Origin of the sequence: Microbacterium sp. (assembly GCF_047607465.1) — a bacterium.
Classification (GTDB): Bacteria; Actinomycetota; Actinomycetes; order Actinomycetales; family Microbacteriaceae; genus Microbacterium.
In genome coordinates, this window is sequence record NZ_JASGCY010000078.1 from 1 (window position 1) to 12,105 (window position 12,105).

Here is a 12,105-nt window from a genome sequence, read left to right on the forward strand (position 1 = left end):
CCCGCTGCGCGACGGCTGCGCGTGGGTCGCCGCCGGCCGGCCGGACACCGGCGACACCCGCCGCCGCCAGGCGGGCTACGAGGGATCGGACCGGCAGGCGCGGGGCGTCGTGCTGCGGATGCTGCGCGAAGCGCCGGCCCGCGCGGTGCCGCTGGCCGCCCTGCAGCCGCGGTGGCCAGATGCCGCGCAGCTCGACCGCGCCGTGAGCTCGCTCATCGCAGACGGACTCGCCGAAGCCGATGGCGAGATGCTGTCGCTGCCCGCGTGAGCATCGGGGAACGGCGCTCAGAGATACTGCTCCGTGCGGTGCGCGAGCACCGTCAGCTCGACGCGGTTGCGCACGTCGAGCTTGGCGAACACCCGCCCCAGATGCACCTCGACCGTGCGCACCGAGAGCGCGAGGGCGTCGCTGATCTCGCGGTTCGAGCTGCCGGCGACCGCCATCATCGCCACTTCGAGCTCCCTCGAGGTCAGCAGCGGCTCCCACACACGCCGGCACGTGGCGAGGGTCTCGTTCGCACTCGCCGCCCCCGCGGTCTCCTCCTCGACGCGCGCCAGACGCTCGCCTGCCATGCGCGCCCACGCGTCGGCGCCGGCAAGGTCGAAAAGGCGCGCCGCGGCGCGCAGGTGCTCGCTCGCGGCGCGGAGGTCGTTGCGGACGACGGCGAGGATGCCGATCATCGCCTCGACGCGTCCGCGCGCGAACGGCGACACGAGCGCGCGGGAGGCGGCGACCACCTCGTCCTGCACCGTCCGCCAGCGGGCGTCGGTGGTGGTGGCGATGCGCGCGCGCAGTCGCCGCGCCTCGAGCAGCTCTGGTGGCGCGACCACGGGCGTCGACGATCCCGCATCCGGCACGACGGCGGCCATCTCGTCCAGGCCCGGCACAGCGACGATCGTCCCCGGTGAGCCGCGGTCGCGCCACAGCTTCATGAACGACGAGGCCTCCTCGAACGACCCGCTCAGATGCGCCTCGATGGCGCGGTCCACGAGTTGGTCGAGCCGGACGGCCGGCGGGAGCACCGCAGTGAGCGCCTCGCCGAACGGGCCGATCCTGCCGAGGACCGCCAGATCCAGACGACGCGCCAGCACGACGCCGAGCCCGGCGAACGGCACCGAGACGGGCAGCTCCATCGCCGCGTGCAACAACCGGTCGCGCGCGGTGCGGATCTCGCCGCGCCAGGTCAGCAGCAGGACCTCGGCGATGGCACGGTAGGCGCCGACCACCGGGCTGTGCTCGAAGCCCGCCACGAACGGGTCGACCACGACGCCGAGCCCCGAATCGGCGACCGCGAGCAGCCGCAGCCCTGTATCGAGGTCTCCCCTCGACGCGGCGTGCAGCGCGCCGAGCACGCTCCCGCTCATCGGGCCTGTCCCCTCGGCGGCGTCGACGTCGGGCTCCCCCACGAGCAGCCAGCTCAGCGCGACGACGGGATCGCGCAGTTCGCGCTCGGCGCCGACCCTGGCGGCCCCTTCCCGCAACGCCGCCAGCCACACCCGCATGCCCTTGCGATCCCCGCGTTCTGCGCACAGCATCGAGGCGAACGCCGCAGCGCGAGTCCACGAGTACCAGTCATCGGCGTCGTCGGTGCTGGGGCGGAAGGAGTCGGGGTCGATCGCCGGCACCGCCCCCTGCAGGTGGGCCTGCGCGACCACCAGGGCGCTCAGCCCCTGCAGCCGGTACTTCTCGGAGCCGTCGGGGAAGAGCGGACCGAGCCACGCCACCGCCTCGGCCGCGTGGCCGGCCGCGATCGCCGACGCACCCGACACCAGTCGTGCCTCGTCGAGATCGACGCCGACGGCGTGCGACGCCGCTTCGCCTGCGAGCTGCAGACCGCGGGCGGGGTGCCCGGCCTCGGAGAGCTCGCGGGCGATCCTGGTGAGTTCCGGAGCGGCGTCCGGCAGTCCGCGCAGCGACGCGCGCGAGCGGTGCCAGTCCGCGCTCACCGCGTCGCCGCGCGCGGCGAAGATCGCGACGAGGCGTTCGTGCACGCTGGCCTCTGCTGCGGCATCCGCCGTCGACCGAACCCAGATGTCGAGCATCGGATCGACGTACCGCACGCGCCCGGCGCGCAGCGCCAGCAGCGGGCCGACGGCGCTGAGCATCAGCTCGTCGGCGATGCGGCCGTCGAACTCCAGCAGGGGCTCGAGCTCGTCGCCCAGGCACAGGGAGACGGCGAGGAGCAGGTCCCGGTCGCGGGCGTCGAGTTCGAGGCCGCCGTAGCGCGCCTGAATCGACGGGACGAGAGGCAGTGGCAGCGGCAGCGGGCGCAGCCCGTACCTGGTCGGCTGATCCAGCAGCGCCACCACATCGTGGACCGCGACCGGGTCGCCGCCGAGCTCCGTGATGATCCGCACCAGGACGTGCGGCGCGCAGACGAGACCCTTCCGGCGGAGCGCGGCGAGCAGCCCCGCGACCGACGCGGTCGTGACCGGCGTCGGTACCGACGCGTTGGACCCTTCGATGCCGATCCCCCCTCAGCTGTGCGCAAGCCGTCGCCGCGCCTTAGAGATTAGCAAAGCCCCGCCGGCATCGGTTGCCCGATATTCCGACGGGGCTTCACCCGGTCAACTCAGCCGCACGTGCCCAGCGCCGTCCATGGACCCCAGGCCGACGATCCTGGAACGTCGCCCTGCGTCCACCACTTCGCCTTGTACTGCGTCCCCTGGTAGGTCACCGTGGTCCCGCCGATGTAGGCGGTGGCCGACGACCATGCCGCTGCGCAGGTCGGCTCGGTCGGCGTCGTCGGGTTCGTCGGCGTCGTCGGGTTCGTCGGCGTCGTCGGGTCGGTCGGCGTCGTTCCGCACGAGGCCACCTTGTTCCACACCGCGTTCACACCCGGCTTGTCGCCCTGGGTCCACCACTTCGCGGTGTACTCGGAACCTTCGTAGGAGACTTTGGCCCCGCCCGTGTACACGGCCGAAGCAGACCACGCAGCCGCGCAACCGGTCGGCGTCGTCGGATCGGTCGGCGTCGTCGGATCGGTCGGCGTCGTCGGATCGGTCGGCGTCGTCGGGTCGGTCGGGTTCGTCGGGGTGGTCGGCGTCACTGGGTCGACCGCACCGCCCTTGGTCGCTGCACGCAGTTTGTCGGCAAGAGTTCCGATGAGCTCTCCCTGGCGGTCGCCGGACAGTTCCCACCACATGCCTCCACCCAGGTGCTTGGAGGTGATGTAATCGCTCTTGGCTGCAACGCTGCGCGTGTCGTCGAAGCTCCACCACTGGTTGCCGTCGTAACGCCACGAAGCGACGATGTTCGGGTCGTAGTAGCCGGTTCCGAGGTTCTTGAGCTTGTCGTAGTCCTCGTTGCCCTTCTCCCAGGTGCCTGGCGCGGCGCCTGTCGCCGTGCCCCAGGCCGCCGAGGATGTGACGCCCTGCCAGCCGCGGCCGTACGCGGCAAGCCCGAGCCCCAGCTGTGCAGGGTCGATACCAGCACTGAGGTACTCGTTCACTGCAGCGTCGACGCTGAACTGACGGTTCGCAGCGCGCGTGTCAGCAGGGTCCTTGTAGAGGTTGCCCTGGTGCCCGTTCAGCGAAGCGTCCCAGGCGCCGTGCAGGTCGTAGCCCTGAATGTTGCCGTAATCGAGATAGGTGAACAGCTCGGGGTCGTTCCACCCACCTGACTCGATATCAGCCGGGTTCGCCGGCAGGAAGGCCGAGAGCTGGTACTGCTTGCCCGTCGTGGCCGTGAGCGCGTCTAGCTGCGTGCGGAACTCCTTCAGCAGCGCCTTGAAGTTCGCCTTGTCGTTCACCTCATCGACGATGTTGCCCACCTCACCGTTCTGCGAACCGGGCCACTCCCAGTCGATGTCGAAGCCATCGAAAACGCCGGCCGCAGCTCCCGCTCCGCCTCGACCGTCGATCACGGGAAGGTTGCCCTTGATGTAGAGGTCGACGCAGCTGGAGACGAAAGCCTTGCGCTTGGCGTCCGTCGATGCCACAGCCGAGAAGTTCTTCGACCACGTCCATCCACCAAGCGAGAGCATGACTTTGAGCCCGGGGTGCTTCTGCTTGAGCTGCTTGAGCTGGTTGAACGAACCAGCAAGCGGCTGATCCCAGGTGTCAGCAACACCAGCCACCGAGTTCGCGGCGGTATAGCCCATGCCGAAGTCGGCCCAGGCATCGCCTGCGCCGTCTGAACCGTTCGGCCCCGTGCCCTGCGCCTTATTGGCGATGAAGCACTTGAGCGTCTGGTTGTTGATGTTGCCGAATGCGTAGTTGATGTGGGTGAGGTCTGCTGCAGCGCCGGAGGTCTCCAACTGCTTCGCCTGGAAGGCGCGCCCGTAGACGCCCCACTGTGCGAAATACCCCACATTGCGGTAGCCGTTGATGCCGCTGGGCGCCGTTGTTGCCGCAGGCGTCGTCTCGGTCGCTGTCGCGGCGGTCGCCGGCGCGGCGGACACCGCGGCGAGCGCCGCGATGGTTGCTGCGGTGGCGAAGCCGGCCAGAGCGGCGACGATGCCGCGCTTGTGCTTTCTGTGTCTCGACATGTTCTTCCTTCGTCGGGCGGATGCCGCGGCATCCGCTATCCATTCCCCTCTCCGCGTGCTGCGGCAGAGGGGACGGTGGGAGCGGCCGGAGCCGCCCCCACCCGGTCTCAGCAGGTGGAGCCGTCGCCCCACACCGATGCGGTGCCAGGTGTGTCGCCCTGCGTCCACCACTTCGCGGTGTATTGCTTGCCCTGGTACACGACCTTCGCGCCGCCGGTGTAGACCGAGCTCGCGTTCCACGTGGCCGCAGAGCATGATCCGCTACCAGTGCCACCGGTCCCCGTTCCCGGCGTGGTGCCGGTGGAGGGCTGCACGAGCACGGCACCGCGGGGCAGGTCGTACAGCGTGGCGTACGTCTCCGAGCCGATCGTGATCCGCAGGTTCGACAGCTCGGTCATCGGCAGACGCCAGCTGAGCTTGGTGTACACCGAGCCGCCAGCGGGGATTCCGCCCGAGGGCACCTTGATCGTGTAGGTGTGGAAGTCGCCATCGAGTCCGCCGACGTTGTCTCCGGTGTGGCCGCTGGCGATCTTGGTGATGCCCCACCCGTTCTGCTCGCCCATGGCACCGGTGTCGCTTGTGCCGGTGTCGAAGGTGATCGTGCTGCCAGCAGGGATGGCAACCGTGGAGCGGTTCGTGAACGTCACCTTCGGGTTGATCGGGTAGTTGTTGTCACCCAGCGCGAAGTCCGAGTAGGTCACCTGCAGATCGATCGCCTTGGTCGGCATCGTGACATCGGCTTTGGTGGCACCGTAGGGAGTGGATGCTGCGAGGCGGTCGTGCAACAGGCTGACCAGTGTCGAGCCCATCTCGTACTGCCCCTTCGCCTGGTTGTAGGAGTAATCGCCGGCGAGCTCCCAGATCATCGCGCCGCCGATGCCGTTGTCGGCGATGTAGTCGGCCTTCGCCGCGATCGCCTGGTCCGCATCACCGGACAGGAAGGTCTTGGTCGTGCTGTTCCACCACCATTCGGTCTTGGTCACGGCGTCGAAGTGGTGCGTGTACGTTCCCGTGAGCGTGGTAGGTGCCCCGTAACTCGCGGTGTAGTCGCCCACAACGCCCTTCTGCAGGTTCAGCACATGCCAGATCGGGTTGGCACCGGCGCCGACCTCGGCGCCGGTCTTGTCGAGATCGTGCCAGAGGTTGTTGATACCGACCGCTCCGTTGCCGCACTTCGAGGTGCCGCCGAGCGATGGACCCGTTCCCGCTGGGCACTTGGTCTGATCTGCGAGCGGCGCCTTGCCGTACAGACCGTTGGTTCCGCCCTGCACGCCATCCCATCCGCGTGTGTAGAAGGGAACGCCGATGTTGATGCGGCCTGCAGGCATCGCCCCGCGGAAGTAGTGGTACGCCCAGTCGGTGTTGAGGTAGCCGATGCCGTTGTAGGCGCCGTACACGCCGCCTGCGGCGAGTTCTGGATCCTTGCCGTCGTCGTACAGGGGGCCGTTCCCGCCCACGTAGTCGTTCCAGGACCCGTGCAGGTCGTAGCTCATGATGTTCACGTAGTCGAGGTACGGGGTGACTTGGTAGACCTCGGCGCCGCGCAGCAGCCAGCCGGATGCCGGAGCTGCGACGGTGAGCAGATAGTGACGTCCGTCAGCCGCCGATGCCTGGTCGAGCTTCTCGCGCAGGGTCTTCATGAGCGCCTGGTATCCCGACCACAGCTTCGCGCGGCGAGCCTCCGAGAACGCGAAGTCGTCTGGACTTCCCGCCTTGCCGTTCGAGTTGGCGTACTCGTAGTCGATGTCGACGCCGTCGAAACCGTACGTGCGGATGAACTCCACGGCGGAGTTCGCGAAGACGTCGATCTTCGCCTGCGAGTCGGTCATCGTGTAGAAGCCGCCGTCTGCGACGCGGTTGCCGTCGGCGTCGAAGTGGCCGCCGGTCTCAGCCCATCCGCCCACGGAGACGAGGGTCTTCACACCCGGATGCTGCTTCTTGAACGTGTTGAGCAGGTTGAAGTGCCCTTGATACGGCAGCGCCGGATCCATCTCGGCCCCTGCAACGCCAGGCCAGGTCATCTTCGTCGATGCGTTGTCTGCGGCATCCTGGTTCACCGAGACCTTGCCTGCCGCGTCGATGTGCGCGAAGGCGTAGTTGATGTGGCTGAGCTTGTCCCAGGGGATGTCGCTGGCGAGGTAACGGGGCTGGTCGCCCTCGCCCGTGCGCCAGCTCGTGAAATAGCCGATCACGCGGTTCTCGAGGCCGTTGGGCAGCTTCTCGCGCCCCTGCTCGTCGTACACCGTGCAGTAGGGCACGTCGACGCCGGGGGTCTGGTACAGCCCGTCTGGACGGCACTTCTCGTCGGGGTTCGAGGTCCACGGCTCGCCGGTGGGCCCGGCGGTCGGTGTGGGCTCAGGAGTCGCGGTGGGTTCAGGAGTCGCGGTGGGCTCAGGAGTCGGGGAATCCGTCGGGGTCGGCGTCGGCTCGGGGGTGGATCCGCCGCAGGCCCCCTGCGACTGCCAGGGGCCCCACTGCTCGGCGCCGGGGGTGTTGTTCTGGGTCCACCACTTCGCCGCGAAGTTCTTGCCGTCGTAGGAGACGACGCTGCCTCCCGTGTAGGTGGCCGTCGGCGACCATGCCGCGGCGCATTCGACGGCGGCCGATGAGGGCGAGGCTGCGGCGGCGAAGCCGCCAATCACCAGTGCGGAGACGAGGAGGGCGTGCATCCGCCTTCTCGTCGGTGCCGGCTGTGTTCGCATGGGGGTTCCGTTCTGTCGTGGCACGGATGCTCGCGTCCGGGTGAACGCGTGATCCGACGCTATTGACGGGCCCGGTGCGGTCGCATCGTGGTTAACCACATGCGCGGGCGGCGCTCAGGCGTACTGGTTCGTGCGGTGTGCGAGAACGGTGAGCTCGGCACGCGAGCGCACGTCGAACTTGGCGAACAGCCGCCCGACGTGCACTTCGACGGTGCGCAGGGCGATGTGCAGCTGCGTCGCGATCTCGCGGTTGGTCCGGCCGTCGGCGACGAGCATCGCCACCTGCAGCTCGCGGTCGGTCAGCAGCGGCGCCCACGCCGCACGGCAGGCGGCCAGCGGGTCGGCGGAGCAGATCACGATCGGGGCGGTGGGCGTCGCAGCCGTCGCCGAGAGCTCCTCGCCGAAGCGGGACATGCGCGCGGCGACGGATGCCTCCCATGCCCCGGCACCGGCGTCGGCGAACAGGCTCCTGGCCGCCCTGAGGTGACGCAGTGCCGCGGCGCGATCGCCTCGGGTCATGCACGTCGCCCCCAGCAGCGCCTCGACCCGGCCGCGCTCGAACGGCGACTCGATCGTCCGGCTCGCCTCGGAGGCGACGAGATGCTCCTGCGCCCACGCACCCGCCCTCGCCGACCTGATCGATATGCGAAGCTCCCTGGCGCGGCGGATGTCGGCCGGCTCGACGAAGGCGGGAAGCTCGATCGGGCCCACCTCATCGAGGCCGGGCAGACCGAAGAGCGAGCCAGGGCAGCCGCGATCGGCCCACAGCTCGATGTGCGTCGCCGCCTCGTCGATGCGTCCGGCGAGGTACGCGCCGATACCGCGCTCCACGAGTCCGTCGTTGTGCAGCCCCGGCGGCAGCGCACTCACCAGCGCGTCGGAGAGCGCCCCGCGCTCGCCGACGCAGGCGAGATCCAGACGACGGGCGATCACGGCGGCGAGACCGGCGAACGGCATCGCCAGCGGCACCTGCAGAGCCGTGCGCTCGAGGGTTTCGCGCGCGGCGTCCAGCTCGCCGTCCCAGGTACGAAGCAGCGCCTCGACGACCCCGCGGTACGCCCGCATCAACGGGGAGTTCTGATATCCGCTGAGCACCCCGTCCTCGGTGCAGGCGTCGCCGCCGACGAGCAAGCGGATCCCCTCCTGGCCCCGCCCGTCGAGCGCGAGCTCGAACGCGGAAAGCAGTCGCCGGAAGTGCGGATCGACATCTGCCGCGCGCGCGCCTCCTCCTTCGAGCAGCTGCACCCAGGCCGCGGCCGCCTCCCGGAGTCCGCCGGAGGGCGCGCCAGCGGCATCCGCCTCCCCCGCGATATCCGCCCACCGCAGTGCTTCCTCCTGCGCCCCGCGCTCGAGACAGAGCACGGCGAGCATGGTCGTGAGCACGCCCCACTCCCGCCATTCGCGCTCATCCGCGTCGGCCGGGCGCGGCCAGGCGTCATCGGCGAGCGGTGCGACACCGCAGCGGAGGGCCCTCGCCACGGCGACGGCGGCGGTCGCCACGGCGGAGTCGGCTGCGGCCACCCCGTCGAGCAGTGCGCAGGCGTCGTCGACGAAGCCGTTGCCGATGGCGATGATCCCGGCGGTGATGCGCGCCGTGGCGAGTTCGTCCGCCCCGGCGTGGGCGACGGCCTCGCGGGCGACGTCGAACGCCCAGACCGCATCGCCGTCGATCTCGCGCCGCGCGAGCGACAGGAGGGGTCGTGTGAGTTCGGCCTCACCGGCGATCGTCCACAGCGATCGGTGCCAGAGCGCTCGCCGGTCGTCACCGCGATCCCGATAGATCAGCGACAGCCGCTCATGGGCGGCAGTGCGCTCCGCGAGGCGGGCGCGCTCGTGCACCCAGATGCGAAGACGCCGTTCGTTGAACGAGAAGTGTCCTGCGACGAACGAGAGATGAGCGCTCAGCTCGCTCTCGATGAGATCACCCATCGTCCGCCCGGAGAACTCCAGCAGCGTCTCGGTCGCATCGTCGACGCAGACCGCTGCGGCCAGTAGCAGCTCCTGTTCCCAGTCGGCGAGGCGGAGGCCGTCGTAGCGTCTTGAGACGCTCGCCGTCAACGGCAGCGGATTGGGCAGATACCCGGTGCCGCTCCTCTGCTCAGCGGTGAGCGCGGCCGCGACCTCGCGCACCGCGTCCGCATCGCCGTCGAGCTGCGCGAACAGCCTCGCGCCGACATGCGGTGCGACGGGGATCCCGTGCTCGGCGAGCAGCCGCACCAGATCGATCACCGAGTGCTGCGGTGCGGTCCGCGGGCGTCCGACGGCGGCTTCCGCGTGCTCCGCAAGGGTTGTCATCACTGCCGCCTCCGCTCTCTCGATCGTCGAGTGAGCAAAATGTTAGCAGTGCGAACAAAGTCTCGCGGCTCTGCGTCAGGCCGTTTCGTCGGGGTGCACGTACGGGTCTTCGTCGCCGGCGTGCGATGCCGTAGAGGCGAGCTTCGCCACCTCCGCATCGTGCTCCTGCGCCTGACGCAGCAGAGCCGTGATGTGGTCTGCGGTCTCCGCAAGCGCGTCGGGGATGAACTCCAGCGTCGGCACGAGACGCGTGCTCAGCTGGCGCCCCACTTCGCTGCGCAGCATCCCCGTCGCCGAGGTGAGGGCGGCGCCGCTGGCGATGCGCTCCTCCTCGGTGCCCAGCACGGTGTAGAACACCGATGCATGCTGCAGGTCTCCGCTGACACGGACGTCGGTGATCGTGACGAACCCGAGGCGGGGATCGCGCAGACCCTTCTCCAGCCGCTCGGCGAGGATCACGCGGATGCGATCCGCGAGACGTGCCTGTCGTTCACCGGCCATTGTTCTCTCTTCTCTGCTCAGGCAGCCCCGCGAGCGCAGGGCTCGCGGGGCTGCCGGAATCATGATCAGCCGCGCGGCTTCTCCACCATCTCGGTGGTCTCGATCTCGTCGCCGATCTGGATGTCGTTGTACTTGCCGAGACCGATACCGGCCTCGAAGTCGGTGCGGACCTCCGTGACGTCGTCCTTGAACCGGCGCAGCGACTCGATGGCCAGGCCATCGGCGATGACGACGCCATCGCGGATGACGCGGGCCTTGGCGTTGCGCGTGATGGTTCCCGACCGCACGATGACACCGGCGATGTTGCCGAACTTCGAGGAGCGGAACACCTCGCGGATCTCGGCGACACCCGACTGGACCTCTTCGAACTCCGGCTTGAGCATGCCCTTGAGGGAGTTCTCGATCTCGTCGATGGCGTTGTAGATGACGGAGTAGAAGCGGATGTCCACGCCTTCACGCGACGCCGCCTCACGAGCCTTCGCATCGGGGCGCACGTTGAAGCCGATCACGATCGCATTGTCGATCGTGGCCAGGTTCACATCCGACTCGGTGATCGCGCCGACACCGCGGTGGATGATGCGCAACTGCACCGAGTCGTCGACCTCGATCTTGAGCAGCGACTCCTCGAGCGCCTCGACGGCACCGGAGACGTCGCCCTTGATGATGAGGTTGAGCGTCTCGACCTTGCCCTCTTCGAGAGCGCGGGTGAAGTCCTCGAGCGAGATGCGCTTGCGAGCCTTGGCCAGCTGTGCGTTGCGCTCGACCGCTTCGCGCTTCTCGGCGATCTGGCGTGCGGTGCGGTCCTCTTCGGTGACGATGAACACGTCGCCGGCGCGCGGCACGGAGTTCAGACCCTGCACCTGGACCGGACGCGACGGGTACGCCTCGGAGACGGACTCGCCGTTCTCGTCGGCCATCGCACGCACGCGGCCGTAGGCGGTGCCCGCCACGATCGCGTCGCCGACGCGCAGCGTTCCCGACTGGATCAGCACGGTGGCGACCGCACCGCGGCCCTTGTCGAGCTTCGCCTCGATCGCAACACCACGGGCGGCCTTGTTCGGGTTGGCCGTGAGGTCGAGACCGGCGTCTGCGGTGAGCAGCACGGCGTCGAGGAGGTCCTGGATGCCGGTGCCAGCGCGAGCGGAGACATCGACGAACATGACGTCGCCGCCGTACTCCTCGGCGACCAGGCCGTACTCGGTGAGCTGCTGGCGCACCTTGGCGGGGTTCGCCTCCGGCTTGTCGACCTTGTTCACCGCGACCACGATCGGCACGTTCGCCGCCTGGGCGTGGTTCAGCGCCTCGACCGTCTGCGGCATGATGCCGTCGTCGGCGGCGACCACGAGGATCGCGAGGTCGGTCACCTGCGCACCACGGGCGCGCATGGCGGTGAACGCCTCGTGACCCGGGGTGTCGATGAAGGTGATCGCGCGCTCGATGCCCTCGTGCTCAGTCCAGACCTGATACGCACCGATGTGCTGGGTGATGCCGCCGGCCTCGCCTTCGATGACGTTGGTCTTGCGGATCGCGTCGAGCAGTCGGGTCTTTCCGTGGTCGACGTGACCCATGACGGTGACGACCGGGGGACGGATCTCGAGGTCGTCCTCGCTCTCCGCCTCCAGCTCCGCCTCGAGGTCGAGACCGAAGCCCTCGAGGAGCTCCTTGTCCTCGTCCTCGGGCGAGACCATCTGGATCTTGTAGCCGAGCTCCTCGCCGAGGATCTCGAAGGTCGCCTCGTCCAGGGACTCGGTGGCCGTGGCCATCTCGCCGAGGTTGAAGAGGATCGTGACGAGCGTTCCCGGCTGCACGGTGTAGCCGTTGAGGGCCTCGAGCTTGTCGGCGAAGTCGGCGATCGACGCGCCGCGGCGGAGGCGGATGACCTCGCCATTGCCCTTGGAGACGTTGACGCCGCCGACGACGGGCGCCGACCGCATCTCGAACTCCTGCCGCTTCGCGCGACGCGACTTGCGCTGCTTGCTCTTGCCGCCGCCCTTGCCGAACGCGCCGGCTGTGCCGCCGCCTGGACCACGGCCACGGCCGCCACCACCGCCGGGACGACCGGCGAAGCCGCCGCCCGGACGCGCACCGGGACCGGCACCGGGGGCGCCGCCGGCGCC

General features: G+C 69.2%; 6 protein-coding genes and 1 pseudogene. 1 reads left to right on the forward strand and 6 read right to left on the reverse strand.

The window, feature by feature from the left end:
* A pseudogene (locus QM568_RS11485) lies at positions 1-268 on the forward strand (A/G-specific adenine glycosylase); the annotation flags it as partial.
* 17 nt (positions 269-285) lie between these two features.
* Here QM568_RS11485 and QM568_RS11490 read toward each other — a convergent pair.
* From QM568_RS11490 to infB, 6 genes are all read right to left on the reverse strand, one after another.
* Positions 286-2,358: a helix-turn-helix transcriptional regulator gene (locus QM568_RS11490; RefSeq protein WP_415138926.1), complete on the reverse strand. Its 2,073-nt coding sequence runs from the start codon at positions 2,356-2,358 to the stop codon at positions 286-288.
* Between the two features lie 215 nt (positions 2,359-2,573).
* A complete protein-coding gene (locus QM568_RS11495) occupies positions 2,574-4,490 on the reverse strand; it encodes a glycosyl hydrolase family 18 protein (RefSeq protein ID WP_415138928.1) in 1,917 nt (638 codons plus the stop codon).
* A gap of 107 nt (positions 4,491-4,597) precedes the next feature.
* On the reverse strand, positions 4,598-7,159 hold the full coding sequence (locus QM568_RS11500) for a glycosyl hydrolase family 18 protein (protein ID WP_415138930.1): 2,562 nt from the start codon (positions 7,157-7,159) through the stop codon (positions 4,598-4,600).
* 147 nt (positions 7,160-7,306) lie between these two features.
* Complete coding sequence (locus QM568_RS11505) at positions 7,307-9,487, reverse strand: LuxR C-terminal-related transcriptional regulator (RefSeq protein WP_415138932.1); 2,181 nt, start codon at positions 9,485-9,487, stop codon at positions 7,307-7,309.
* Positions 9,488-9,562: 75 nt separating this feature from the next.
* Positions 9,563-9,988, reverse strand: a complete 426-nt coding sequence (gene rbfA / locus QM568_RS11510; protein ID WP_415138934.1) for a 30S ribosome-binding factor RbfA — start codon at positions 9,986-9,988, stop codon at positions 9,563-9,565.
* A gap of 65 nt (positions 9,989-10,053) precedes the next feature.
* Positions 10,054-12,105: translation initiation factor IF-2 (gene infB / locus QM568_RS11515; RefSeq protein ID WP_415138936.1), on the reverse strand; the 2,052-nt coding region annotated here is incomplete at its 5' end.